This window comes from Flavobacterium sp. CSZ (assembly GCF_015350725.1).
Lineage (GTDB): Bacteria > Bacteroidota > Bacteroidia > Flavobacteriales > Flavobacteriaceae > Flavobacterium.
In genome coordinates this window covers 38748-64718 of the sequence record NZ_JADKPQ010000023.1, presented here as the reverse complement: position 1 = coordinate 64718, position 25971 = coordinate 38748, and the positions used below count along the sequence as shown (strand labels likewise).

The 25971-nt window shown below is 32.9% G+C and carries 25 protein-coding genes and 1 pseudogene; 16 read left to right on the top strand and 10 right to left on the bottom strand.

The features are described from left to right. The first annotated feature begins 206 nt into the window (after positions 1–206). The 9 genes from IRZ78_RS22180 to IRZ78_RS22140 all read left to right on the top strand — a co-directional run bounded on the left by IRZ78_RS22180 (position 207) and on the right by IRZ78_RS22140 (position 6356). Positions 207–899, top strand: a complete 693-nt coding sequence (locus IRZ78_RS22180; RefSeq protein WP_194618976.1) for a hypothetical protein — start codon at positions 207–209, stop codon at positions 897–899. Beyond that, positions 865–1314 (top strand): hypothetical protein, encoded by a 450-nt coding sequence (locus tag IRZ78_RS22175; RefSeq protein ID WP_194618975.1) that lies wholly within the window; start codon positions 865–867, stop codon positions 1312–1314. Before IRZ78_RS22180 ends, IRZ78_RS22175 begins: the two co-directional genes overlap by 35 nt. 64 nt (positions 1315–1378) lie before the next feature. Beyond that, positions 1379–1828, top strand: coding sequence for a hypothetical protein (locus IRZ78_RS22170; RefSeq protein ID WP_194618973.1), 450 nt, complete (start codon positions 1379–1381; stop codon positions 1826–1828). Between the two features lie 204 nt (positions 1829–2032). Beyond that, the gene (locus tag IRZ78_RS22165) at positions 2033–2446 is read left to right on the top strand and encodes a hypothetical protein (protein ID WP_194618971.1); all 414 of its coding nucleotides are present in this window, start codon (positions 2033–2035) and stop codon (positions 2444–2446) included. A gap of 49 nt (positions 2447–2495) precedes the next feature. Next, entirely contained in the window at positions 2496–3074 is a 579-nt protein-coding gene (locus IRZ78_RS22160; RefSeq protein ID WP_194618969.1) for a hypothetical protein, read from the top strand. A gap of 219 nt (positions 3075–3293) precedes the next feature. Continuing rightward, complete coding sequence (locus tag IRZ78_RS22155) at positions 3294–3566, top strand: hypothetical protein (RefSeq protein WP_194618967.1); 273 nt, start codon at positions 3294–3296, stop codon at positions 3564–3566. A gap of 615 nt (positions 3567–4181) precedes the next feature. Further along, positions 4182–4766 carry a hypothetical protein gene (locus IRZ78_RS22150; RefSeq protein WP_194618965.1) on the top strand — a complete coding sequence of 195 codons (585 nt, stop codon included), beginning with the start codon at positions 4182–4184 and terminating at the stop codon, positions 4764–4766. Between the two features lie 58 nt (positions 4767–4824). Further along, positions 4825–5613: a hypothetical protein gene (locus IRZ78_RS22145; protein ID WP_194618963.1), complete on the top strand. Its 789-nt coding sequence runs from the start codon at positions 4825–4827 to the stop codon at positions 5611–5613. A 77-nt stretch (positions 5614–5690) separates the two neighbouring features. Continuing rightward, positions 5691–6356 (top strand): M15 family metallopeptidase, encoded by a 666-nt coding sequence (locus IRZ78_RS22140; protein WP_194618961.1) that lies wholly within the window; start codon positions 5691–5693, stop codon positions 6354–6356. Here the strand turns inward: IRZ78_RS22140 and IRZ78_RS22135 are convergent, their stop codons facing one another. From IRZ78_RS22135 to IRZ78_RS22110, 6 genes are all read right to left on the bottom strand, one after another. Next, positions 6357–6923 (bottom strand): hypothetical protein, encoded by a 567-nt coding sequence (locus IRZ78_RS22135; protein ID WP_194618959.1) that lies wholly within the window; start codon positions 6921–6923, stop codon positions 6357–6359. It lies immediately after the preceding gene. Then, positions 6920–8107, bottom strand: a complete 1188-nt coding sequence (locus tag IRZ78_RS22130; RefSeq protein ID WP_194618957.1) for a class I SAM-dependent methyltransferase — start codon at positions 8105–8107, stop codon at positions 6920–6922. The genes IRZ78_RS22135 and IRZ78_RS22130 overlap by 4 nt, the downstream gene beginning before the upstream one ends. Positions 8108–8109: 2 nt before the next feature. Beyond that, positions 8110–9201, bottom strand: coding sequence for an AI-2E family transporter (locus tag IRZ78_RS22125; RefSeq protein ID WP_194618955.1), 1092 nt, complete (start codon positions 9199–9201; stop codon positions 8110–8112). Between the two features lie 112 nt (positions 9202–9313). Further along, complete coding sequence (locus IRZ78_RS22120; protein ID WP_194618953.1) at positions 9314–10267, bottom strand: zinc metalloprotease; 954 nt, start codon at positions 10265–10267, stop codon at positions 9314–9316. A 296-nt stretch (positions 10268–10563) separates the two neighbouring features. Then, the gene (locus IRZ78_RS22115; RefSeq protein WP_194618951.1) at positions 10564–11061 is read right to left on the bottom strand and encodes a TrmH family RNA methyltransferase; all 498 of its coding nucleotides are present in this window, start codon (positions 11059–11061) and stop codon (positions 10564–10566) included. A 10-nt stretch (positions 11062–11071) separates the two neighbouring features. Continuing rightward, positions 11072–11710 carry a DUF4159 domain-containing protein gene (locus IRZ78_RS22110; protein ID WP_194618949.1) on the bottom strand — a complete coding sequence of 213 codons (639 nt, stop codon included), beginning with the start codon at positions 11708–11710 and terminating at the stop codon, positions 11072–11074. A gap of 91 nt (positions 11711–11801) precedes the next feature. Between IRZ78_RS22110 and IRZ78_RS22105 the strand changes: the two genes are divergently transcribed. Continuing rightward, complete coding sequence (locus tag IRZ78_RS22105; RefSeq protein WP_194618946.1) at positions 11802–11951, top strand: hypothetical protein; 150 nt, start codon at positions 11802–11804, stop codon at positions 11949–11951. Here the strand turns inward: IRZ78_RS22105 and IRZ78_RS22100 are convergent. Both IRZ78_RS22100 and tsaD read right to left on the bottom strand, forming a co-directional pair. Next, complete coding sequence (locus IRZ78_RS22100; RefSeq protein WP_194618944.1) at positions 11932–12645, bottom strand: 16S rRNA (uracil(1498)-N(3))-methyltransferase; 714 nt, start codon at positions 12643–12645, stop codon at positions 11932–11934. The two genes, IRZ78_RS22105 and IRZ78_RS22100, sit on opposite strands and share 20 nt — an antisense overlap. A 2-nt stretch (positions 12646–12647) precedes the next feature. Further along, entirely contained in the window at positions 12648–13670 is a 1023-nt protein-coding gene (gene tsaD / locus IRZ78_RS22095) for a tRNA (adenosine(37)-N6)-threonylcarbamoyltransferase complex transferase subunit TsaD (RefSeq protein WP_194618942.1), read from the bottom strand. Positions 13671–13877: 207 nt separating this feature from the next. On the opposite strand from tsaD, the gene IRZ78_RS22090 reads away from it, so the two are divergent. The 6 genes and pseudogenes from IRZ78_RS22090 to IRZ78_RS22065 all read left to right on the top strand — a co-directional run bounded on the left by IRZ78_RS22090 (position 13878) and on the right by IRZ78_RS22065 (position 22703). Continuing rightward, a complete protein-coding gene (locus IRZ78_RS22090; RefSeq protein ID WP_228520566.1) occupies positions 13878–18365 on the top strand; it encodes a translocation/assembly module TamB domain-containing protein in 4488 nt (1495 codons plus the stop codon). A gap of 310 nt (positions 18366–18675) precedes the next feature. Further along, positions 18676–19662, top strand: coding sequence for a 6-phosphofructokinase (pfkA, locus tag IRZ78_RS22085; protein WP_055096466.1), 987 nt, complete (start codon positions 18676–18678; stop codon positions 19660–19662). Positions 19663–19750: 88 nt separating this feature from the next. Continuing rightward, complete coding sequence (gap, locus tag IRZ78_RS22080) at positions 19751–20755, top strand: type I glyceraldehyde-3-phosphate dehydrogenase (RefSeq protein WP_173972168.1); 1005 nt, start codon at positions 19751–19753, stop codon at positions 20753–20755. Positions 20756–20885: 130 nt separating this feature from the next. Then, the gene (locus IRZ78_RS22075) at positions 20886–21737 is read left to right on the top strand and encodes an N-acetylglucosamine kinase (protein ID WP_194618933.1); all 852 of its coding nucleotides are present in this window, start codon (positions 20886–20888) and stop codon (positions 21735–21737) included. Between the two features lie 13 nt (positions 21738–21750). Beyond that, on the top strand, positions 21751–22125 hold the full coding sequence (locus IRZ78_RS22070; RefSeq protein WP_072959961.1) for a methylglyoxal synthase: 375 nt from the start codon (positions 21751–21753) through the stop codon (positions 22123–22125). Between the two features lie 246 nt (positions 22126–22371). Next, positions 22372–22703: pseudogene (locus IRZ78_RS22065) on the top strand (methylglyoxal synthase). Here the strand turns inward: IRZ78_RS22065 and IRZ78_RS22060 are convergent. Beyond that, positions 22684–23064, bottom strand: coding sequence for a RidA family protein (locus IRZ78_RS22060; RefSeq protein ID WP_194618931.1), 381 nt, complete (start codon positions 23062–23064; stop codon positions 22684–22686). The pseudogene IRZ78_RS22065 and the gene IRZ78_RS22060 overlap by 20 nt on opposite strands. 128 nt (positions 23065–23192) lie before the next feature. Next, positions 23193–25949 (bottom strand): putative LPS assembly protein LptD, encoded by a 2757-nt coding sequence (locus IRZ78_RS22055; RefSeq protein ID WP_194618929.1) that lies wholly within the window; start codon positions 25947–25949, stop codon positions 23193–23195. Positions 25950–25971: the final 22 nt, after the last annotated feature.

Genomic DNA, 25971 nt, shown 5'->3' with positions numbered 1-25971 from the left:
AGAATACGAAATAAAAGTATTGCACTCAGCCTCTAGGTATTACAGCCGGAGGCATAAACTACACCAAGTTAACAGCCGAACAGCAAAAAGCATTACATAACTATGTAAAAAGTTTAGGGGTACCTCCGGGCCCTCCAACCCAGCAAGGTATCTAAGCTACCCCAGAATTTACTGGTGATCCATATCCAACAGCAGTAATAAAACCTGTGGAAGAAAATCAAGAACCACCAGAAGGTTGGCCAAGAAATCCTATTTTCAACGCACCAGGTGATGTTCCCGGACCACCGGTACAATTTGGGCCGCCTGTTGAACCTACAACGGTTAAGCCAGGAGAAGGGTTTACAGGGATTGGTCTGCCGGAGAATGATATTTTTTACTTCCATCCTGATCATTGGGAAGTACTTCGTATATTACATCGCGAAATGGAAGTATTACCAGAGAATAGAAATGATGGAGGCAAGAGTCTTCAATTAACCAACATTTCTTTTGATCCACAGGGAGATAATGAATATGATGCAAAAGTTCAAGGAAGCTATCCTCATGGTAATGATACAGCTGCATTACGATTATCAAAAAATGGAAGCGAGAAACTTAAATCTCAATCTAGAAAGAATTTAAAAGGGAAAAATGTTGATTCTTCAAGTAATGTTTTGATTCATGTTGGTGCTATATATGCCAATGATGAGGAAGGTGTTGTTAGGGCTGGTGGCTCAGAATCTTGTTTTGGAATAGTGAATAAAAATAATTCTAAAACAAATCCATCAGATAATCAAACGAATAAAATTATCAATACTATTAAGGGACAGGCAAATAAGAGCAAAACTAATCCAGGGAAAATTAAGGTAATTATTAATAATAGACAAGATGTACAGAGAAATAAAGAGATTAATGTTAATTAGCGTAGCAGTTGTATTGTTTTCTTGTAATACAAAAAATGAAGTTGCAAAAGAATATACAGATTTTAAGTTTATTAGAGGTATGGAAATGCCTAAAGATGAAGGTTACACTTATTCAAAAAGTTGCTTTTTATATTATGCTAATTACAAGTTTTTGATAGAGGAATCTTTTAAATATGAAAAAGGATTATTAAAAGAATATGTCTATTGTTCCCCTGAAGGACCAGATGTCAGGGATTATAATAAGGAAACCTATAGTCAGGATAAACTTGAATTTTCAAAGCAAACAATTAGAAATTATAATAATGAAATAGAGTTTAATAAGCAAAAATATACAATAGAAAAAATAATTAATGATAGTATTATAGCGACAAATAAAGATGAAACAATACTATTAATAATTGAAAAGAAAAAATAGAATAAAAACAAAAAACCTCCTGAAGCGAGGTTTTTTGTTTTTAAGAAAGAATAATCCAGTAAAGATGAATAATACAAAATATATAATTATCATATTTTTTATACTGACTTCATGTCAAAAACACAAAATTTATTTTGATACAAAAATTCAAAAAGTAGTTAGTTGTAATAATTTACCAATTAATTCATTAGAGGTGGATAACGATTCGATTAAAGCAGATGGTTTTCCTTATGAAGGAGGGTTCTTATTCGTATGGCAAGGTGATACTGAGTTAATTCCTTCTGATTTTTCATTCAATAATATACCTAAAGAATATCGTTGTACTAAAGGAGGTATTTTATATAAATCTAAAATAAAATTAAAACCTAATTGTAGATATATAGTGAAAAAGTCAGGGAATGGATTAAATCCACATGTCATTAAAATTTGGACAGATAAAAGAGGTATAGTCTATAAAACTACACACCCTGAATGTATTGATAATGAAGGAACACCTGAAGAATGGTCAAAATAATGGTTCACTGCTCTGCAAAGAGTTCTTATAAAAAGCTGCCCCCCGCTCCCGCACGAATCCTTTCGTGTGGCGCAACGAGAATCGACAAAGAATAGAAAAATTAAACCTCGCAAAATTGGCGAGGTTTTTTATGTTTTAAGAATTCTAAAATCCAAATTGCAACTGCATTTTTTTGTAGAATGCTCCCAACACAACAAGGAATTTATGGAACACCCGAGTTTAGGAGATCCATATCCAACAGCAGTAATAAAACCTGTGGAAGAAAATCAAGAACCACCGGAAGGCTGGCCAAGAAATCCTATTTTTAACGCGCCAGGCGATGTTCCCGGACCACCGGTACAATTTGGTCCACCTATAGAACCTACAACAGTTAAACCCGGAGAAGGATTTACAGGAATTGGTCTCCCGGAGAATGATATTTTTTATTTTCATCCTGATCATTTGGGAAGTACTTCGTATATTACATCTCGACACGGATCTATTTCGCAGCATGTGGAATACATTGCCTTTGGAGAGGTATTGTTTGAGGAACATTCGAGTTCGTTTAGTTCGCCTTATTTGTTTAATGGGAAGGAATTGGATAGGGAGACTAATTTTAAAAAGGTACAACAACAGTGAAATAAAGCATTAAAAAACACAAACAATCTTTTACAGCAAAAGGGAAAAGATGCTGTTGCAAAAGGAGTTATTTCAAAAGAAGCAAATCAAATTAGAAGAGGAAAACAAAAAGCAAATGATCAATAAAATTTTAAAGAGTAAATGGATTTATTTTTTACTGCTAATAGGTATAGTTTTATATCTAAGAGAGAATCAATTAATATTAAACTCTCCTAAATATATATTTTGGGTATTGTTTTCTATATCCTTTATTATATTATTTGTATTAGAGATTAGGGATAAAATCAAAATAAAAAAAAGTATTTTGGATTATTTTTTTGTTATAATAACGGTCTCTTTTTTTTCTATTTATATGGCATTAATTTTAAAAATTCCAATAAATGAATATATAATATATAAAAGTCAGAACGAAATTTTTGTAAAAAAATGTAAAATATCAAATTATATTTCAGGTCGATCAGATAGATTGCTCTTTTATTTTGATGATAAAGTTTATAGTGTAGGGTTTCAAAATTCTAACCATTTAGAGAGAAAAAAAATTATGGCTAACTTTTTATTAAGAGTTGAATACAAAAAATCTATTTTGAATACTTATGTTGTGCAGGAATATGGGTTAATTAAAAAATAGGAAAAACATGTTTTTCAATTGACGAAGGCATCTTTTTTTGAACTGAATAATATATTTTCTAAAGAGGCAATGTTTTTAGAAGAGTCTATAAATAAAAGAAAATTCCAATTAAGAAACTGAAATTATTGACTGATAATTTTATTTCGGGAAAGCAAGTTTTTTTTTTAGATACCGCAGGAGTTTACTGATGCAAAAGGTGGGGGGCAATCATTTGCAGGCTTGACAGGAATAGCTTTAGATAATAAAATGGTAGAATTTGAACAGTCGAAAGTTCAAGACTACATCAACAGTTATAGGGGGAATGATCTTAATCCAATAATAACTAACATTAATGAACTGTTTACTGGGACAGTAGCCAAAACGATTGGTCCAGGTGCTGTGAATGATGTTATGAGAGAGAGTTTCAATGGAGGTAAGTCATTTAATTTTAAAAGTTATGATGATAAAGTAAAACTAGGGCAAGAATTAATTAAAAAAGCACATAATGAATAAGTTAGCATATTTCTTAATACTATATTTAAGCCTTTTCTTAACTGAGCTTATTGGTAGTTATTTATTTCTTATTTTTGATTCGTCTAATTATGATTATCAAGGCTGTTTAGATGCAGTAGCATTGTGGAATTTATGGCGGGTATTATTTTATGGTTTGCCTTTTATCATACTATATTTTCTGTTTTTTACGTACGTTAAAAACTTCAAGTTATACAAGCCACTATTATTTTCTCTTTTTAATTTACTGGTTTATATTTTGTTATCTGTTCTGTCAAGAGTTATTTGGGGCAAAAATGTTCCACTGCCTCCACAGGGAGTAATGTTTTGGATAACTTCTATATGCATATTTTTAAGTCCCATAATTTTGGGTCATAGATCTTATTTTAAAAGATTAATGGGAAATATGTAAAAGAAAAAAGCTTATCATTTTTTCTGATTTATAATCCGAAACGAAAATATTTTGTAGCCGAAGTAAAAAAAGGTATTTGTAATACTTACATACTTGAAAACTGGGATATAATACAAAAGTAATTTTGGTTTTTGGATCTACAGAAAAGAATTAAACAATCACTATTCAGCAATGTAATTTTCCAATCGTTTTGATTTCTAGAGAAAATGAAAGATAATTTTAAAATAACAGAAAAAGAGCTTCTCACAGCACGAAATACTATTCTCAAAGAGTATGGTATTCCAGAACTTGAAGAAAACGGATATATCAAATCTCCGTTCAAAACATCTTGGTTTGGCGAATACGATTCTAATATTCGCGGTTACTGCTATGAATTATGCAAGCTTACCAATGAGAATCACTTGCATATTATTACTTTGACTGTTTTTAGAGGGGAGAAACGGATAAAAATAGACTTGAATATTTTCGAACTTAATGAAAAGATAAATTCAATTTCAGATTTGAAAGAGTGTGACGGAATAAATTTTAAGATGCCGCCTAATGATTCAACTACTATGCAATTAAGAAGCGATGATTATAAAGGTCCGCCTTTGTTTTATATGCTTTTTTTACCCGAGTATAAAATAGGAACATATAAAACCCAAAGCAGCTTTGAAAAACAGCTGAATAAATTAAGGGATTTGGTAAAAAAAGACATGGCAAACATTGATTTCTTTGTAAAAAGATGGCATGAAATCCATAAGCCAAATGTAACTGACAAGGAAGGAAATGTAGTAAAAAAAGTCCAGTAAAATTATGAGTGATACTTGATTATTACATTAGTACTGTTTTACATTAAAAATTAAAAAAATGAAATTAAGACCAAATTACCTTTTTCTACTGCTTTTTTTAGTCTTTGTAAATTCAATTACATCCCAGATAAAACCTTTGACAATACAACGCTATTATCCTAAAGATTCCCTAAAATACAGCAAAGCCGTTGCGGATGCTGAGTTTAATTACAAGAGTAAATTATATGGTAAAACAACAATGATTATTCATTGCGAAAGTCAGTATGGTCATTTTGAATTTGTTTTTAAAAAGAAAATCAACAAACTCAGCCGTATGATCGATTACAAAGATGGAGCTGTTGGTGAAGTTTATAATTTTAAAACTAAAAAATGGGTTCATGAAGAAGAATCGTGGAAACATAGCGATATGAAGGGCAAACCTATGGATACTATAATTTTTAGCGAACATAATTTATATGCTTTTGTACTATTACAAGATCACGGAGGATTAATCGAAAAAGCTAAATTTCAGGATTTTGGAAATGTAGTCTATTGGCCTGAATTTGATTATCAAAAATGTACTATTAGCGATGAGGATAAAGATGGTAAACCTGAATTTTATTTGTCCTATATGGGAGACAGCGATGGACTGGATGCAAAGCCATTCAAGCAAATTATTTATACAATTCCTGAAAAATCAAACAATCAGAGTTTTGTAAAATCTAAAGCAACAGCTTATTATCCTTCAGGGAACGAAGATGATGTTTATAAAATTGAATATGATAAAAGTTGGAAACAATTACCTAAAGCGATTAAGCTCAAAAGCCAGAAAATAATTAAAGATCATAGTTTAAACTATAAAGATTAATAAAGTATCGTACAAAACAACATTTTCTGTACAACGCTTTTTATCTCTATATTTACAGGATACAATACCTCTTTACAATGAAAATACATACCTCTTCAAAATTTCGTTTTTTATTCTTCTTCAGTATCATCTTGTTTGTGCCTGAGGTAAAAGCCCAAAACGAAGCATATTCAGATCCACAACAACAGGAAATTGCCGATACCACTTTTGTGAATTTAAAAGACTATAGTAAAGATTTTGTTTACGATATGAAGTATGCTACCGAGGATAATTTTCTAAAAGCAAAAGTATATGATTGTGCCGAATGTTTATTGCGTTACAAGACCGTTCAGGCCCTTATAGCCGCTAATAAAGAATTTATGAAGAATGGATGCAAAATAAAAATATACGATTGCTACAGGCCCTTATCGATACAGAAAAAAATGTGGGAAATAGTATCCAATCCCGAGTATGTTGCAGATCCAAAAAAAGGCTCCATCCATAATAGAGGAGGAGCCGTAGATATTTCGTTAGTAAATGCCGATGGTATCGAACTTGAAATGGGAACTAAATTTGATTTTTTCGGAATTCAGGCCAGTCATAATTATAAAAAACTGCCCGTTCCCGTAATCGCAAATAGAAAATATCTTAAAAGTATAATGATCAAAAACGGCTTCAATTCGTTTGATTCAGAATGGTGGCATTATAATTTAAAAACCGGTTTAAAAGATAAAGTTGCTGATCAAACCTGGAAATGCGATTAATTATTCAACACATCTCATATTCTCCATAAAATAGGTATTGGGTTTGTAAACCTTACCATTCAGTTCTGATGTTAATTCTCTCTTTACGATATAATCTTCCGTTACCGTGAGGTATTTAATACGCATTATAGAGATAGGCGATTTTTTTAGTTCCTCATAATTATCTTTCATAAACATGAAAATACCGGTATTAATACGATTGTCAAAACCTTTATCATCATGAATTAGTGTACCACAATTCTCTCTGTCGATATGAATTAAGGTTACAATTTTTCCGTTTTCTAATTGCAAAAAGATTTTCGAATTCTTATCAAAGCAATTTGCTTTTATAAAATCCTTGCTTTTCTGAATATATTGCAAGTTTAATGTAGGTAAACCATCTGTTTGCGCCAAGGCAAAGAAAATATAATCAAATGTTCCGCCAAAATATTTTTCGCTCATCAGGTAATCATTGGTTACTTTATAGCTGCCAATAGAGTCGTTTACATTTGTGCTATATTCACATGGTTTTTGAGCGAATGCGGTAAGCGTTAATAAAAAAAAGGTTAGAGTAATTAGTTGTTTCATTTTTCAGTTATTTTTCTGCAAATTAAAACTATTTTGTTATCATTTTTATCAGTTGTAAAAAAACAATACAAATTTCCTCCATTTTTTATTTTCCACTTTTTTCGAATGTTTTCTACCGTGTCTGGAAAATTTCGTGTGGTAATATTGGCCTGCTTATTGGCAAGCTCCGCTTTCATTTCGTTTTTACCGTACCCAATCACTTTTTCGATTTCAAAAGTTCGTCCCGGAAAATCGATTAAACTCTCTGATGTGTATAAATGTGAGTGTTTATGCAGTTTATTGATGTCGAAAAAAGCACTTACTTCATCAAAACCACCGGATTTCATTATAGCCGAATTGGCTTCATAAACATATTTTTGAGGCAAATGATACGAAGGAAAAACAGTGTCATCACCCAGAGCAAAATCGAAAGTCTCCGTTTTATCCTTTAGAATGTTGGCTGTTTTTATGCGAATTTCGCCTTTGTAATGATTGTGAATTTCAAAAAGCAATTCTTTTACTTCATTTTCAAGTGCAATAATATGAATGTTTTTAACGAATTTTAATTCAGCTAAACCTGCTGAAATATCCAGTAAGGGAGCGGTTTTTATTAAAATAGAATCACTTTTTTCAAAATAAAAATCCAATAATTCAGGCACATTGGGTAAACAATCCTTTAGCATAAAAACCTTGCCTTTTGCATCACTTCTGCGGGAAGGATCAATATAAATCCAGTCCCATTTTTGATTCAGTTCGTTTAGTGCATTTGTAGAATCATTGGCATAAAAGGTACAATTGTCAACTTTTAATTGTTCGAAATTATGCTGTACAATTCCCGATAAATCTTCGTTGATTTCGCAATGGGTAATGCTCTTGAATTTTTTAGCAAAGTAATAATCATCTACGCCAAAACCTCCCGTAAGATCTATCAAACTTTCGCCTGAGATTAGTGAAGCTTTATAAGCAGCTGTTTTTTCAGATGAGGTTTGTTCAACAGAAACCTTACTTGGGTAAATGATATTTTCCGTTGAAAACCAAGTGGGTAATTTGTCTTTTGCCTTAGATTTTGCTTCAATCTGATTTAAAACCAATATCCAGTCGATTTCAGGAAACGGATTTTTTTGAAGCGCTAATTTTGTAATCGGGGCACCACTATTTTGAGTTATAAATTCCTGAATATTTTTGTCTAAAATAGAATTGTTCAATGCTAAATTCTTTCGGTTAATACAGATACGATTTTGTTATCAGGAAAAAATTCTTTTAAAATTACCTTTACCATTGTAAAAACCGGAATGGCAATAATCATCCCGACAATCCCAAAAGTAATTCCGCTAATTATAGTAATCAGGAATATTTCCAGCGGGTGCGAATTTACACTTTTTGACGAAATTATAGGCTGGCTAATATTATTATCAATCGCCTGAACCAATAAAAATCCTATAATTACATATATTGTTTTGGGTAAAATTTCGCTCTGAAAGTCGCTGCCAATCATACTAATCATCGTTAATATTCCGGCCAGTGTGGTTCCTATTATCGGACCTATATAAGGAATGATATTCAGAATAGCACATAAAAAAGCAATTACAAAAGCATTTTTATTTCCAAAAATCATTAAAACAATTAAATACAAAATAAATACAACGGTTAATTGCAATAATAATCCAATAAAATATCGGGTCAAAAAGTGGTTGATTTTTGTAATAGAGTTAATGATTTTATCTTCATTATTATCCGGTAGAATTTTACGCGCAGTTTCTTTGAATGAATCCTGATCCTTAAGAAAGAAAAAAGTAATAAAGAAAACAGAAACCAATCCCATTCCCATATCGGCTAAAAATCCCAATATTGAATTTAGAAAAACGGTAAAATAGCTAAAATCAATAAGTGAAGTGATTTTAGAATCTTTTAAAACCTTATTTAAATCAACATGTTGAATATTAAAATACGCTTCGATGCTACGTTCTGTTTCCATAAACTGACGCTGCAGACTTTGCGTATCGAGTAAAGAAAGATTATTGGCCTGAGAAATAATCAAGGGCACAAATAAAAAGATAAAACCAACGATTGCCAAAATAAACAGGACTAATGCTATCGTGGCGGCCAGTGAATTGCCAAACTTTAATTTATTTTTTAAAAATTGTATTAACGGATTTGCAATTAAACACAATAGTAAAGAAATGCACAAGTAAACAATTACAGTTTGTATCGTGTAGAGAAAATATAAAGCAACAGTAATAATTAATATAGTGGCTAAAGCTCTTAAGATTCCGTTAGATATAATTTTTGATGTTATCATGTTTTGATTTTAGATTATAAATATAGGAAAAAGCTTTTAAAATTAAGGGATAAACAAAAAAAAGCGAGATGATTTCATCCCGCTTTTCATTTGCTTATTTTATTCTGTTTTTTTAGATTCCAAATGCAGCTCTAGGTCCGCCTGTAACAAATATAGCAGCCATTCTGTTTTTTTGTCCGGTAGAGAACATATACATTGCATTATCATCAACATAATCCATATAGTTCATCGTCATTTCTACAGGAGTTCCTGAACAAGTACTATAATGAGGATATGCAGGTACACCATAATTTTCTTCGTTATGAGTAGGAGTATCAGATACTAAATCACTTCCGCAATTAGCGTCTCCCCAAATATGGCGTAAATTCATCCAGTGACCCACTTCGTGAGTACCAGTTCGTCCTAAATTAAAAGGAGCATTTGCAGCACCAGATAAACCAAAGTATTTAGAGTCAATTACAACACCGTCTGTAGCAGCTGCTCCTCCGGGAAATTGCGCATAACCTAATATTCCGCCACCAATGGCACATGACCATAAATTAAGTTTTGTTGTTGGCGAGGTAGGTGCTAAACCACCCTGAGCTACTTTTTTCATGGCATCATTTGTTCCCCATGAAGTCTTTGTAGTGGATTTTCTAATGATCTGATCTAGAACAAATGAAATTCCTACATTCGCTTTTACGCCTGCAAATAGGGCAGGTACACTATTGTAATCTGAATTTAATGCATTGAAATCTTTGTTAAGGACATCAATCTGACTTTGAATTTGTGCATCAGAAATGTTTTGTGCAGCTGTTCTGTATAAAACATTAACTACAACAGGAATCTGAATTTTTCCATTGACAAGTTTTCCAGTAATTAGAGCCTTGTTGGTAAAAGCCTCAATTTCATTCATTCTGATGGCTAAACTAGGATCAGCTCTCAGTTGATCATCTAAAACTTGTTGTGATGCACATGCGCGGCGCGTCGATGCAGTTGTTGCTTCTGAATCTGTTGATTCTGATTGGTCATTTTGACATGAAAACAGCAATAGGGCTGTTACCGCGGAAATAAGAACTTTTTTCATAATAACTTGGGTTTTTGTTATAAAAAATTACATTTGGTTGTTTGTTCCGCAATTTTATAACAAAATCATTTTGTAGCCAAACTTTTATAATGATTTATTTATGAGAAATTTATAAACCCTTGTATAATCTAGTTCTTACAAAAATATTAAAATTATTTTTAACGTGTTTTTTCTTATTTATTGTTTTTTAAAATGCGTTTTAACGCATTTATTTACCTTTAATCGAGATTTTAGATAGTTTTTTTTTAAGACTATTTTCAAATCGATTCAAATTTAACACTATTTGAGGCGAAAAATTAGAGAGTAGTGATCTCGTACAAAGCAATACTGGCAGCCTGCACAACATTCATACTGGAGTTTTTTCCGAACATATTGATGTGCACAATTTGGTTCGAAATTTTTAAAAGTTCATCTGAGATTCCGTCAATTTCACTTCCTAGCAAAAGAGCAATTTTTTTATTATCAGGAACCACAATTTCTTTTAGAGGTTTACTATTGCTGGCAATTTCCAAAGCAATAATTTCAAAGTTGTTTTGAAGTAAAAAGTCAACAAGTTCTGTGGTCCCTTCAATTATAGTATGTGGCACATGAAGATGCGTGCTTCGGGAAGTTTTATTGATTTTTCTGGGTGTTAGCGGAATATCTTTTCCTAAAAAGATAATATTCTCGACCCCAAAAGCTTCGCTGATTCTAAAAAGAGAACCTATATTTTGCTGAAAGTAAATATGATCACAAACTAATGTTATCGGAAATGTTTTTCTTTCAAATTGATTTTCTTGGTGAGTAAGCTGCACTAGTTAAATTTTAGTTGGTAAAAATATAATTGATAATGTTGGCACCCATTTTTAAAGCCTTTTCTCTAACAGCGATTGGGTCATTATGCACTTCGGCATCTTCCCAGCCGTCCCCCAAATCACATTGGTACGTATATAGTAATACTAATTTATTTTCTACGAAAATTCCAAAAGCCTGCGCGCGGGTTCCGTCATGCTCATGAATTTTTGGTAATCCGTTCGGGAAAGGATATGGTTTTTGAAATATAGGATGATTCGCCGGGATTTCGATTAAATTATTATTTGGGAATATTTTTTTTATTTCTTTTCGAATGTATTGATCCATTCCGTAATTGTCATCAATATGAAGAAAACCGCCACCATTTAGATATTTTCTTAAATTACTAACATCAGCATCGCTAAAAACTACATTTCCGTGACCCGTCATATGTACAAAAGGGTACGAAAGCAAGTCAGGATTAGCAGGTTCTACAGTTGAAGGTTTCGCTTTTATTCTCGTATTAATATTAGCATTACAAAACTTAATTAAGTTAGGTAATGACGTTGGATTTCCGTACCAATCGCCACCACCGCTGTATTTTAGCAGAGCAATTTCCTGCGAAAACGAAGAAATAGAAACCAATAATAAGAAGTAAAGTATTCTTTTCATATAATTATAAATTATCGAGTAATTTGCAGCATTTTTGTCATTTCGATGAAGCAGAAATCTCCGTTGTAAAATCGACAAAAATCGACAAAAATTGACCATTGTTAGCGGAGTTTCTTGGGGAGATTTCTGCTTCATCGAAATGACAAGATTGTGTTTAATCCTTGTCGAGCACAGTTCTATTGAAATTGACAAAACCATTGTTATTGATGACGACAGAGACTTTAATCAGGTGTTTCATTAAAAAAAACAACACTATGACACGCTACAATAGCAGCTGTTTCCGTTCTTAAACGCGTATTTCCTAAAGTAACCGGTTGATAATCATTTTCTAAAGCCAATGCAATTTCTTTTTCAGAAAAATCACCTTCAGGACCAATAAGCATCGTAACGCTTTCATTTGGTTTTAAAATATCTTTTAATGATTTTTTATCAGTTTGCTCGCAATGCGCGATTAATTGCAAACCTTCATTTTTTTGTTTTATGAATTCCTTAAACGAAATCGCTTCATTCAATTTAGGCAAATACGTTTCGTTAGATTGTTTCATCGCTGATAAAATAATCTTTTCAAAACGCTCTAAATTAATCACTTTACGTTCAGAGCGATCACAAATAATAGGCGTAATTTCCTGAATCCCAATTTCGGTTGCTTTTTCCAGAAACCATTCAAAACGATCGTTCATTTTGGTTGGGGCAACGGCAAGATGCAAACGGAATTGAGGTTCTTCGGTTTTTTTTATAGAAAGTACCTGAACGATACATTTATTGTCAGAAGCCAATGTAATTTGGGTTTCAAACAATAAACCTGCACCATTTGTAACGTGTAAAATATCGGAATCTTTCTTGCGTAAAACCTTTATTATATGTCGGCTTTCTTCCTTATCAAAAGAAAAACTTTCAGTGGTTTTGTCAATATCCGGATTGTAAAATAATTGCATAATTAAAATTGAATTCGCGCTTTTGAAACTACTGCTGAAGTTTCGAAACGACTTGATAAATATTTTTGATATCCTACAATTCCTATCATTGCAGCGTTATCGGTAGTATATTCAAATTTAGGAACAAAGGTTTTCCAACCGTATTTTCCTTCACTTTCTTTTAATCTGGTTCTAATGCCTGAATTTGCCGAAACTCCTCCGCCAATGGCAATTTGTGTAATTCCGGTTTCTTTTACCGCCAATTTCAATTTATCCATCAAAATTTCGATGATCGTATATTGTATAGAGGCACAAATATCATTCAGGTTTTCTTCGATGAAATTGGGGTTTTTAAGTTTTTCCTTCTGGATAAAATATAAAATCGCCGTTTTTAATCCGGAGAAACTAAAATCTAATCCCGGAACTTTGGGTTTGGTAAAAGCAAATGCTTTTGGGTTTCCTTCTTTGGCATATTTATCAATCAAAGGTCCGCCAGGGTAGGGAAGTCCAAGAATTTTGGCACTCTTGTCAAAAGCTTCACCAACCGCATCATCAGTGGTTTCTCCGATGATTTCCATGTCAAAAAAGCCATTTACTTTCACGATCTGAGTATGGCCTCCACTAATAGTTAAAGCCAAAAACGGAAATTCAGGTTTATCATAGCCTTCTTCATCTATAAAATGGGCTAAAATATGCGCATGCATATGATTTACAGCAATCAACGGAATCTTTAAGGCCAATGACAACGATTTGCTAAAAGAACTCCCTACAAGCAAAGAGCCCATTAATCCCGGACCTTGTGTAAAGGCAATGGCAGTTAGTTGATCTTTTTGTACATTTGCTTTGCGAAGCGCTGCATCAATTACCGGAACAATATTTTGCTGATGTGCTCTGGAAGCCAATTCGGGAACAACACCACCATATTGATTGTGAATTAACTGATTGGCCACAACATTTGAGAGTACTTTGTCGTTATGTAAAACCGCGGCAGCAGTATCATCGCATGAACTTTCGATGGCAAGAATAAAAACCTCTGAATTTTGCATATAAAGGCACGAATTTTGAATTATATTTGACAAATCAAATATTTGATTTTCTTTTATTATAAGGAGAAGCCAAAATTAAAGAATTTTTATCAAAAACAGTCGTACTTTGTCTGTTCAAAATAAATTTAAAAGAAAACTAAAATAAAAGCAGCTATCAAAAAAGTAAAGAAAATAATATCACGAACCCTAATTGGGTTAATTTTACTTTTGTTAGTACTTGCTATCACCTTGGCTTTACCTATCGTTCAGACAAAAATAGCCAAATACGTTACAGAATCTCTAAACAAAGATTTTAAAACCGATATTACGGTAGACAGAGTTGCTATCAATATTTTTGGAGGAGTAAAACTCAAAAATGTCTTGATTCGTGACCATCATAAGAAAACTTTAATCTATTCAGATATTATCACAACTGATATTTTAAGTATCAAAAGATTGTTAGATGGTGATTTAATTTTTGGCGATCTGCGCTTAACAGGATTGATTTTTAATCTAAAAACCTATAAAAACGAGGACGAAAACAATATTAACAAGTTTATTAAATTGTTTGAAACAAGTCCCGAAAGAACTAAATCGAGTAAACACTTTTTGCTGACAGCAAGAAATGCGTATATCTCAAAAGGTGCTTTTTCTGTTGTGGATGAAAATAAAACGACACCCGTATTTCTTGATTTTAAAAAACTAAACGCCTATATCAGTGATTTTAAATTATACGGTCCTGATGTAAATACTAACATTCATCGTTTTTCTTTTTTAGATCATCGTGGTTTATATGTATCGAACTTTGCAGGTAAATTCAGTTATACAAAAAAGCAGATTAAGGTTGAGAACCTGGCTATAAAAACCAAAAGAACCTGGATTTACGGGCAAGCTACTTTAAATTATAAAGTAGAAGATTTTCTGCATTTTACAGATAAAGTAAAATTCGATGTCGCATTAGATTCCGCCTCGATTGCTTCAAATGATATTCGTTATTTTTTTGACGGATTGGGTAAAAATCAGCATTTTAAAATTAAAACCAAGATCAAAGGAACTTTAAATGATCTTAATTTAAGACATCTTAATCTAAGTGATACCAATGGTTCTAAAATTAACGGAACCATTAATTTTAAAAACCTTTTGGGTACCAAAGCTCAAAAGTTTGCCATGGATGGTAAATTCGACAAGCTGGTTTCAAGTTATGATAATTTAGTGGTGATACTGCCGGGCATTTTGGGTAAAAAGCTTCCTAAAGAACTTAAAAGAGTTGGGAAATTCAATATTGTTGGTAAAGCAAAAGTTTCGACAACAGCATTAGAAGCCGACTTTAAAATGATTACTGATCTGGGTAATGGTCAGGCAGATTTGCATATGAATAATATCGATTTTATTGATAAAGCATCTTATTCTGGAAATATTATTTTGGATAATTTTAATGTGGGTGCTTTACTGAACAGAAAAGATATTGGCAAAACAACTTTAAATCTGGATGTTGACGGAGTTGGTTTTACAGAGAAATACCTGAACACTATTGTAAAAGGAGACATATCCAAATTAGATTATAATAAGTATACCTATAATAATATCGTTGTAAATGGTAATTTCAAATTGCCTTATTATAAAGGAGAATTATCTGTAAATGATCCAAATTTGAGTTTAACATTTGATGGATTGGTAGATTTAAGCAAGCGCGAGAGTAAATATGATTTTCATATTAATGTAGAGAACGCCGATCTTCGAAAACTAAAATTCATAAACGATTCTATTTCTAATTTCCGCGGAGATGCCGTAGTTGAAGTAACCGGAAATTCAATAGAAAACCTTCAGGGAACCGTTTCAATTAGAGATGCTGTTTATCAAAATCCTAAAGCAACTTATACTTTTGATGAAGTAACGGTGAGTTCCAATTTCGATGCTGATAAATTGCGTACCATAACCATCAGTTCAGATGATGTAGTAAAAGGGGAGATCGTTGGTAAATTTCAGTTTGGTCAATTAGATAAACTGGTTATGAATTCGGTAGGTAGCCTGTATACCAATTACAAACCTTATAAAGTAAAAAAAGGTCAGTTTTTGCGGTTCAACTTTCATGTGTATGATAAAGTAGTCGAAATGCTGTATCCGGAAATTAATATAGATTCAAGCACTGTGGTGCGTGGTAAAATAGATTCTGATTTACAAGAATTCAAATTTAGGTTTAAGTCTCAGAAAATTACTGCGGCAAAAAATACATTCGATAATATCCGTATTAATATCGATAATAAAAATGCACTTTATAATGCTTATGTAGAGCTAGATAGTATCAAAACGCCTTATTATAAAATACGTGATTTTAATTTAATCAATGTTACTGCAAAAGATACTCTGTTTGTTCGATCTGAGTTTAAAGGGGGATCAAAAGGAGAAGATTATTTCAATCTGGATTTGTATCACACGATCGATAAGAACAAAAATAACATAGTAGGGATCAAGAAATCCGAGATGAAGTTTAAAGACTATTTATGGTATTTAAATGAAAATGACGGAGAGGACAATCAGATTGTATTTGATCAGTTTTTTAAAAACTTTACCATTGATAATATTATTTTATCGCACGAAAATCAGAAAATTGATTTAAACGGAGTCATCAAAGGAAACGATTATAAGGATCTTGTTCTGAATTTTGAAGACGTGGATATCAATAAAATTACGCCATTAAATTCTAAATTTGTATTTAATGGTAATTTGAATGGTAACATCAATTATAAGCAGAATAAGAATGTCTATCAGCCCACGGCGGCCATTTCTATAGATCATCTTAATTTGAATAAGGTTAATTTAGGGACTTTAAAATTCGATATTTCGGGAGACGAAAGTTTCAAGAAGTTTACGATCAATTCCTCTATTCAAAATGGATTTACAGAATCGTTTAGGGCCAACGGAACTTTTGCAATCGAAAACAAAGAGACTTTTCTGGATCTGAATTTAAAACTCGAAGGATTTAATCTGGCTACTTTAGGTACAGTAGGAGGAGATGTTTTATCAAATGTAAGAGGATCTGTTTCCGGAAATGCGGCAGTTGTTGGTAATCTTAAAAAACCGGAGATAAACGGAAGGCTTTATGTGGAAAAAGCCGGAATGACAGTTCCGTATCTTAATACCGATTATGAATTGAGCGACCGAACGGTTATCGATTTAACAGATGAAAAATTCTTATTCAGAAACAATCAGCTAACAGATACCAAGTACGGCACCAAAGGATTGCTGAACGGAAGTATCGAACATCATAATTTTGGCGACTGGAAACTGGATCTGACTATAACCTCAAAACGATTACTGGCCCTTGATACAAAAGATAGTGAAGATGCCGCTTATTTTGGTACGGCTTTTATAAATGGTACTGCAAGTATCAAAGGTCCAACAGAAAATCTATTTATAAAGGTTGATGCTAAGTCCGAGAAAGGAACTGAAGTGAAAATCCCTATTAACAACGCGCAAAGTGTTGGGGAAAGCAGCTGGATACATTTTGTAACGCCGAAGGAAAAATACAACCTAGCCAATGGTATTGTCGAGAAAACAAGAAATTACAATGGACTCGAATTAGAATTTGATTTTGATATTACGCCCGATGCCGAGGTTGAAGTAATTCTGGATAGAAATTCCGGGCACGGTATGAAAGGAAAAGGATACGGATCTTTATTATTTAAGATCAATACACTGGGTAAATTTAATATGTGGGGAGATTTCCAGGCATACGAAGGAACCTATAATTTTAAATACGGAGGTTTAATAGATAAAAAATTCGCCGTTAAAAAAGGTGGTTCTATTATCTGGGAAGGAAACCCTATGAAAGCGCAGCTGAATCTTGAAGCGGTTTATAAAACATCTGCTAACCCTGCCGTATTACTGGATAATTCTTCTTTCAATAAAAAAGTCCCGGTAGAAGTTGTCATTGGTTTAAGAGGGGATTTAACGAGTCCGGAACCTAATTTTGATATTCAGTTTCCATCGGTGAGTAATGTTCTGAAATCCGAGATACAGTATAAGTTAGATGATAAAGACGTTCGTCAGACCCAGGCTTTGTATTTACTTTCGACAGGTTCGTTTATGAGTCCGGACGGATTCAATCAAAGTGATTTATCAGGAACCTTTGCTGAAACCGCAGCAAGTTTATTAGGCGGAATTATTAAATCAGACAATGATAAGATCAATATCGATTTGAATTTTATATCGGCAGATAAACGAATAGGTCAGGAAGCCGATGGTCAGTTTGTAGCCAATATAACCTCCCAGGTAAACGAAAGAATAACCATAAACGGAAAATTAGGAGTTCCTATTGGCGGTGTAAACGAGTCGGCCATTGTAGGAGATATCGAAATATTATACAGGGTAAATGACGACGGATCGATGAATCTTCGTTTATTCAATAAAGAGAATGATATCAATTATATAGGACAGGGAATTGGATATACGCAAGGAGTTGGTATTTCATATGAAGTCGATTTTGATACTTTTAGCGAGCTGGTCAATAAATTATTTAAGAATCATAAATTAGAAAGAGCCATCAAAAGCTCGTCTGATGATTTGCAGGATTCGTATCTGAATCCGGATTTTGTAAAATTCTCCAATAAAAAAGATGCCGAAAAAGACAAAAAGAAGTCCGATAAAAAAGAAGAAGAGAAACAGCCACAACCTAAAAATAATAATGAAGGACTCATTCCTGACAACGATTTTTAATTAATTGTTAAAAATAATCTTAAAAGAAACCATTCGCTTCGTTGAATGGTTTTTTTTGTGTTAAATTAGGGGCTGATTTATTTTCTTACAAATATAAAATGATGACGAATTTTTATAACACTTCATTTATGTATTGTTAATTTTAAAGATTTAATTAAAATAAGCACGTTTTATTATTTTAAATGAAATTTTTACTATCGAAAAACTTATTAACGAAAACGTTTGAATTTAACAGATTTTATTAATTAATGATAAACATCACCTGAAAAGTGCTGAATGTTTGCTAATTTTACACTTTAATACTTAAATAATGCCAAAAACAATAAAAAAAGTTGGTGTTCTTACTTCGGGAGGAGACTCACCAGGAATGAATGCTGCAATACGATCAGTTGTTCGAACATGTGCTTATCATAATATAGAATGCATAGGAATTTATAGAGGGTATCAGGGAATGATCGAAGGAGATTTCAAAGAAATGGGACCTCGTAGTGTAAATAATATTGTAAACAAAGGCGGAACGATCCTGAAATCAGCTCGTTCAGTTGAGTTTAGAACACCGGAAGGTAGAAAAAAAGCCCACGAAAATCTATTGAAAGCAGGAGTTGATGCTCTTGTTGTAATAGGAGGTGACGGAAGTTTTACCGGAGGATTAATTTTCAATTCAGAATATGGTTTTCCTGTAATGGGGATTCCAGGTACAATTGATAATGATATTTTTGGTACAAGCCATACCTTAGGTTATGATACTGCCTTAAATACGGTTGTAGATTGTATTGATAAAATTAGAGATACGGCAAGTTCTCATAACCGTCTGTTTTTTGTAGAGGTTATGGGTAGAGATGCAGGTCACATTGCTCTTAATGCAGGAATTGGCGCTGGTGCCGAAGAAATTCTTATTCCTGAAGAAGATTTAGGTTTAGACAGGCTACTAGACTCTCTTCAAAAAAGTAAAGCTTCAGGAAAATCATCAAGTATAGTAGTTATTGCTGAAGGAGATAAAATTGGTAAAAACGTATTTGAATTAAAAGATTACGTCGAAGCTAATTTGCCTGAGTATGATGTAAGAGTATCTGTTTTAGGACATATGCAGCGTGGTGGTTCACCATCTTGTTTCGACCGTGTTTTGGCAAGCCGTTTAGGTGTAAAAGCAGTAGAGTCCCTAATCGAAGGTAAATCAAATTACATGGTAGGTCTTCAGGCAGATAAAGTTGCCCTGACACCTCTTGAACAAGCAATTAAAGGTAAATCTGAAATTGATAGAGAATTGTTGAGAGTATCTGATATCATGTCAACATAAAATAAAAGTTTAAAAAGGAAAGAAGTTTATTGTGAGGAAATTAGACTTTAAATTAGTGTAATAAAAACAAAAGCAAAAATTAAGTAAAATGTCAAAAGTAAAATTAGGAATAAACGGATTCGGACGTATCGGAAGAATCGTTTTTAGAGAAACTTTCAATAGAGATAATGTAGAGGTTGTAGCAATCAACGATTTATTAGATGTTGATCACTTAGCTTATTTATTAAAATATGATTCAGTTCACGGTCGTTTCAACGGAACTGTAGAGGTAAAAGAAGGAAAACTTTACGTAAACGGAAGAAATATCCGTATTACTGCTGAAAGAAATCCAGCTGACTTAAAATGGAACGAAGTTGATGTTGACGTAGTTGCTGAATGTACTGGTATCTTCACTACTATCGAAACTGCAAATGAGCACATTAAAGGTGGTGCTAAAAAAGTAATTATTTCTGCTCCTTCTGCAGATGCTCCAATGTTTGTAATGGGAGTAAATCACGAGACTGCAAAAGCTACTGATTTAGTAGTTTCTAATGCTTCTTGTACTACAAACTGTTTAGCTCCTTTAGCTAAAGTAATTCACGATAATTTCGAAATTGTAGAAGGTTTAATGACAACTGTTCACGCTACAACTTCAACTCAAATGACTGCTGATGGTCCTTCAAGAAAAGACTGGAGAGGTGGACGTGCTGCAAGTATCAACATCATCCCATCTTCAACAGGAGCTGCTAAGGCTGTTGGAAAAGTAATTCCTGCTTTGAATGGAAAATTAACTGGAATGTCTTTCCGTGTTCCTACTGCTGATGTTTCTGTAGTAGATTTAACCGTAAAAGTAGCTAAAGAAACTTCTTACGAAGAAATTATGGCTGTCTTAAAGAAAGCTTCAGAAAATGAATTAAAAGGTATTTTAGGATATACTGAAGATGCAGTTGTTTCTCAGGATTTTATTTCTGACAAAAGAACTTCAATCGTTGATGCTACTGCGGGAATTGGTTTAAATTCAACTTTCTTCAAATTAGTATCTTGGTACGATAACGAGTACGGATATTCAAGCAAATTAATTGATTTGTCTGTGCACATCGCAGGTTTAAAATAATACTATATTTATACTCAAAATCCCGTTACCTAAAAATAACGGGATTTTCGTATTCTGTTAGGTCTTTAATTAATGTAAAAAACACACTTTTTATTTAGTTAAAGAAAAACTAATCCAAAAACTAAATAAAATGAAATTAATAGTTGATAGTGGATCTACTAAAGCCGATTGGATTGCAATTGATGATAATGGAAAAGTATTATTCACCACACAAACCTTAGGGTTAAATCCTGAAATTCTTGAAGGTCCTGAAATTATCGAAAGATTAAATGACCGTTTTGATATTTTACAAAATAAAAAAAATGCTACACATTTGTTCTTTTACGGAGCAGGTTGTGGAACTGAGAGAATGAAAACAGCGCTTTCGCAAATATTCCAGGAATATTTTGTAAATGCTATTGTAGAGGTTCATGAAGATACCTACGCAGCAGTTTATGCAACTACTCCAAAAGGAGAAGAAGCAATTGTGAGTATCTTGGGAACAGGTTCTAACTGCAGTTATTTTGATGGAAAAGTATTGCATCAAAAAGTACAATCGTTAGGATATATTGTCATGGATGATTGTAGCGGAAATGTTTTTGGAAAAGAATTAATCAGAAAATATTATTTCAATAAAATGCCTAAAGAACTGGCAGTAGAATTTGAAAAAGAATATGATTTAGATCCAGATTTTATCAAAAATAAATTATACAAAGAACCCAATCCAAATGCTTATTTAGCGACTTTTGCTAAGTTTTTAATCAAGCATAAAGACACTGAGTTTTGCAGAAAAATCATCTTTAAAGGGATGAAATCTTTCGTGAAAAATTACATCAAACAATTTGATAACTGCAAAGAAGTTCCGGTTCATTTTGTAGGTTCTATTGCTTTTTATTTAAAAGATGAATTACAAGAGACTTTTGATAAGTACGAACTTCAGTTAGGTAATGTTTTAAGAAGGCCTATTGATGGATTGATTGCTTATCACGTTGCTAATCAATAATTAAAAAAGAAGTATGGAAATTGCTATAATAGCTCACGATGGTAAGAAGGCAGATATGGTTCAGTTTTTAAATAAAAACAAAACACTTCTTCTTCAGGAAAATATTAAACTGATCGCAACAGGAACTACCGGAAGCAAGGCTGTAAATGCAGGTTTTAAGGTAAAAAGAATGCTTTCAGGACCAATGGGAGGCGATGCGCAAATTGCTGCGCGTGTAGCTGAAGGTAAAACGCAAATGGTTTTCTTTTTTAAAGATCCCTTAGCGAGCCATGCTCATGAGGTCGATATTAATATGCTTATTCGTGTTTGTGATGTACACAATGTACCTTTGGCAACAAATGAAGCTTCTGCTCAGCTGTTGTTAAATGCTGTGGCATTGCAATTATAGAATTTCACATCATTAAATATATTCTCAAAACCGTTTCATTTACTGAAACGGTTTTTTTATTGCCTTAAAATTATGGTATTAAAATAATTGCTACTGTTTTTTGCGGTATGCTTAAAAATTTGAAATTCACGGATTTGTAGTAATTTCACTCCTTTTTTTAACGTAAATTTGATCTATATTAATTACTAAATCTTGAAAAAACAAACTTCAATTGCAATTATTGCTCATGATAATAAAAAAGCAGACATGATTCAGTTTTTAATTAAAAACAGAATTGCGCTTGAGCATGATAAAGTAAAACTTATTGCAACAGGGATATTAGAAAGAAATGCTGAGAAATCAGGATTTAAAGTAAAAAAGATGCTTGCGTGCTTAATGGGAGGCGATGCTCAAATCGCATCTAAAGTAGCTGCGGGTAAAATTAATGTCGTCTTTATGTTTACCGATCATTATTGACCAATGCTCATAAAGTAGATATTAAGATGCTGGTCAGGATATGTGATGTGCATAATGTGCCGCTGGCTACAAATGAGGCAACGGCACAATTATTTTTAAATGCTATTGTACAGCGATTATAGAAATCTCTACATTTACATTTTTTGGCAAACAAGCTACCTGAACTGTTTCGCGGGCAGGCGCCGTTTTTTCATCAAAATAAGACCCGTAAATAGCGTTTATAGCAGCAAAGTTATTCATATCCATAATAAAGATTGTTGCTTTAACTACGTTTTCAAAAGTCATGTCTGCAGCCTGAAGAATGGCCGCAATATTTTGCATTACTTGTGTTGTTTCATCATTTATATTTTCGGTAACAAGATCTCCCGTAGCTGGATTTATAGCAATCTGACCGGAGGCATAAAGTGTATTGTCTGATAATACAGCCTGGTTGTAAGGGCCAATTGGAGCCGGTGCTTTGTCAGTAAAGATGATTTTTTTCATGATAAAAGTTTTTAAATACTAAAAGGAAGAATTATAATGTAATTAGAGATTATCAAAGTAAGATTTAAATCTTAAAAAATCCAGTTTGATAATCACTAAAAAGTTTTCAGCTTTAAGTTAATGGACGCTTATCGGTTAGAAGTGCTTCGTTTGTTCCACTTAATGTCGCTAAGCATTCCGGATTTGATCCCGATAAAGAAGTTCCAGTTTGAGTTTACACCAAGCGGACTCCAGTTAAAGGCCATTCTCCAGCTCAATAAATCCCTTTCAAAACGGAATTGAGTAAAAGTAACACCTTTTTGTACAAAATCATAACCGGTAGAAACTCCGCCTTTCCATTTTGGGGTAATATCCATATTGGCAGATATCATGATAGAGTTTCCTGTGATCTTATTTTCGCGATTTACATTCGAATATGTCAATGAATAAGCCATTGTCATATCCCACGGTATTTTTGCTTTAAAGAATTCGGTGATCACATCATCTTCATCATCTTTTTTATTGGCAAACTGACTGTTTCGGCTGTCATTCAAATCAGTATTGGTTCCAAATAAATCATCTTTACGACCTCCGTTCCGTTCACTTTGCTTGTTTTCCTCTTCTTTTCCGGTTCCTTTATTAGAAAACGAATAGTTTAAAGTTACGTTAGCACTGGTCATTCTAAACAAACTCCCGCCATTGTCAATATTATAAGTATTAATTCTGGCTCCGCCATTATCGATCGCATACGGATCTAATGTAGCACCAAAATTCACATTCATTTTATTGTCAAAAAGTTGTGTTCCACCACTTACAAGAACCGGTTGCCATGCTAAACTTTCTTTTCCGTCAGCATTAAAATTATAACTCGTGCTGAAGTTTAAATTGTTTAACAGCATGATCTTTTTAGGTTCTGTTTTTGTGCTGTCTCTGTCTCTTACTTTAGCTTCAAAAGTATTGCTTAAAGCAAATGATACAATGTTAGAATTGCTTTTACCAGGAGCTCCAAAAATACCACCGTCAAATCTTGAGTAAGTCGAAATTCTTCCTGTAGCATCAACAGTGTAATTATTATAATATTGGTCAAAACTAGGTGTATAGGAATACGTAACAGTTGGACGCATTACGTGACGAATGGATTGAATTCTTTTATCGCTTCCAAAATTAAAGGTACCGTAAATTGTAGTTCCTAAATTCGTACTGAAATTATATGTTCTAAAAGCATCGAAACCATTAACGGTTGTATTTACAATCTGGCCCTTATCTGGATCATAATTTTTATCAATAGTTTTAGTAACCCAAGTTTCCTGGTAGTTGGTAGAGGCTCCTGCGCTAAAATATTTAAATACTTTAAAATTGGTACTAATAGGGATACTGTGCTGCATTCCTATTTGAGCATCTCTAAACATTTGCGGTTTAAAGAACAATGAATCTGTAGTGGTAATATTGTTTTTACCGCTCAGGTTATATTGCAGGTTGATGTTCTTGATAAAACCTTTTTTAACTCCGTCTTTTCCAACAAACGGATACACACGGTCGACACTGGCTTGCAAAGTCGGTAAAGTCATCTGAATTTGCTCTGTCTGCGTATTTTGCGAATGCGTTGCTGTTAATGAAAAACGCGCTTGTGGTATCGTATTAAAGGTTCTGTTATATGAAATAGATGAATTTAAAGTATTATTTAAATTCGAACCTACGTTGGCCTGGTTGATTGATCGCTTAAAGTATTTACTACTACCCATATTTACCGAAGCAGAAAAGCTTGAATTTGGGTTCGATTTTGAGTCTTTTGAATGAGACCACTGAATGTTGTAAATATTTTCTTTACTATAGTCAGGATAACCTCGCTCGCTATTGATCAGGTTCTCAAAACGAATATTAAGATTTCCTCTATATTTGTATCTGGTGGCATACGCCGACTCAAAGCGCATGGCGTAACTACCGTTGGTGTAATAATCGGCTAATACCGTTAAGTCGTAATTATCGCTTAAAGCAAAATAATACCCCATGTTTTGCAATGAGAAACCTCTGGTATTTGAGTCATTATAACTTGGTACGATAATACCCGAAACACTTTTTTCCTTAGTCATAGGGAAAAAGGCGAAAGGCAATACTAGCGGAGTAGGTACATCTGCAATTACCATTTGAGTGGTTCCTACAACAACTTTTTTGTTCGGAACGAATTTTACTTTATTTGTTCTAAAATAATATTCAGGATTGTCGATGTCTTTTGCAGTGGTAAAGCGGGCTCCTTTTAAAAAGTAAACCGAATCGTTTTCTTTTTTGGTGATTGCCGCTTTGATTTTAAATTCTCCCTGTTCTGTCCTTGAATTATAAATTAAAGCCTTTTTGGTTTTAAAATTGAATCGGATAGAATCAGGTTGAACTTCGCTTGGGCCTTGTTTAAAATTGGGATATTGTATCAAAACACCTGCAGAATCTCTTATACGACCCGCATAAACTTCATCTTTTTCGAGATTTAAAACAATAATACCTGACTTTAGTTCGACATCTTTATAATATAATTCGGCTTCATTATATAATGTAAGCGTTTTATTTTTCCTGTCATACTTAGCATAATCTTTGGCTTTGTACTTCGTAACAGCGTCTAAAGCGTTCTTTTTAGTCTTTACAGTATCTAACTTTATGGTATCGGCTATGGGAGCCGGTGTTATATCTGTAACAGCAGTTTTGGGTTTATCTGTTTGTTTTACAGTTGGTAACGGCTTTTTTTTGTTTTTTATCTCTTGCGAATATAAATTACCACATCCTAATGTTAGGAAAAATGATAATAAAACGATATTAAATAAGTTTGTATGCAAAGGTTTAAATGCTATTTTTGTAAAATTATGGCTTGTTTTTTGACATGTCAAACTTACATATAATTTTTTGTCAAAAATAATCAATTGTAAAAATTATAGCAGTTAC

Excerpts from the sequence above, each read along its gene's own strand:
- IRZ78_RS22175 (WP_194618975.1), top strand. The coding sequence starts at position 865 with ATGTACAGAGAAATAAAGAGATTAATGTTAATTAGCGTAGCAGTTGTA.
- IRZ78_RS22170 (WP_194618973.1), top strand. The coding sequence starts at position 1,379 with ATGAATAATACAAAATATATAATTATCATATTTTTTATACTGACTTCA.
- IRZ78_RS22165 (WP_194618971.1), top strand. The coding sequence starts at position 2,033 with ATGGAACACCCGAGTTTAGGAGATCCATATCCAACAGCAGTAATAAAA.
- IRZ78_RS22160 (WP_194618969.1), top strand. The coding sequence starts at position 2,496 with ATGCTGTTGCAAAAGGAGTTATTTCAAAAGAAGCAAATCAAATTAGAA.
- IRZ78_RS22150 (WP_194618965.1), top strand. The coding sequence starts at position 4,182 with ATGAAAGATAATTTTAAAATAACAGAAAAAGAGCTTCTCACAGCACGA.
- IRZ78_RS22145 (WP_194618963.1), top strand. The coding sequence starts at position 4,825 with ATGAAATTAAGACCAAATTACCTTTTTCTACTGCTTTTTTTAGTCTTT.
- IRZ78_RS22140 (WP_194618961.1), top strand. The coding sequence starts at position 5,691 with ATGAAAATACATACCTCTTCAAAATTTCGTTTTTTATTCTTCTTCAGT.
- IRZ78_RS22135 (WP_194618959.1), bottom strand. The coding sequence starts at position 6,923 with ATGAAACAACTAATTACTCTAACCTTTTTTTTATTAACGCTTACCGCA.
- IRZ78_RS22125 (WP_194618955.1), bottom strand. The coding sequence starts at position 9,201 with ATGATAACATCAAAAATTATATCTAACGGAATCTTAAGAGCTTTAGCC.
- IRZ78_RS22120 (WP_194618953.1), bottom strand. The coding sequence starts at position 10,267 with ATGAAAAAAGTTCTTATTTCCGCGGTAACAGCCCTATTGCTGTTTTCA.
- IRZ78_RS22110 (WP_194618949.1), bottom strand. The coding sequence starts at position 11,710 with ATGAAAAGAATACTTTACTTCTTATTATTGGTTTCTATTTCTTCGTTT.
- IRZ78_RS22100 (WP_194618944.1), bottom strand. The coding sequence starts at position 12,645 with ATGCAATTATTTTACAATCCGGATATTGACAAAACCACTGAAAGTTTT.
- tsaD (WP_194618942.1), bottom strand. The coding sequence starts at position 13,670 with ATGCAAAATTCAGAGGTTTTTATTCTTGCCATCGAAAGTTCATGCGAT.
- pfkA (WP_055096466.1), top strand. The coding sequence starts at position 18,676 with ATGCCAAAAACAATAAAAAAAGTTGGTGTTCTTACTTCGGGAGGAGAC.
- gap (WP_173972168.1), top strand. The coding sequence starts at position 19,751 with ATGTCAAAAGTAAAATTAGGAATAAACGGATTCGGACGTATCGGAAGA.
- IRZ78_RS22075 (WP_194618933.1), top strand. The coding sequence starts at position 20,886 with ATGAAATTAATAGTTGATAGTGGATCTACTAAAGCCGATTGGATTGCA.
- IRZ78_RS22070 (WP_072959961.1), top strand. The coding sequence starts at position 21,751 with ATGGAAATTGCTATAATAGCTCACGATGGTAAGAAGGCAGATATGGTT.
- IRZ78_RS22060 (WP_194618931.1), bottom strand. The coding sequence starts at position 23,064 with ATGAAAAAAATCATCTTTACTGACAAAGCACCGGCTCCAATTGGCCCT.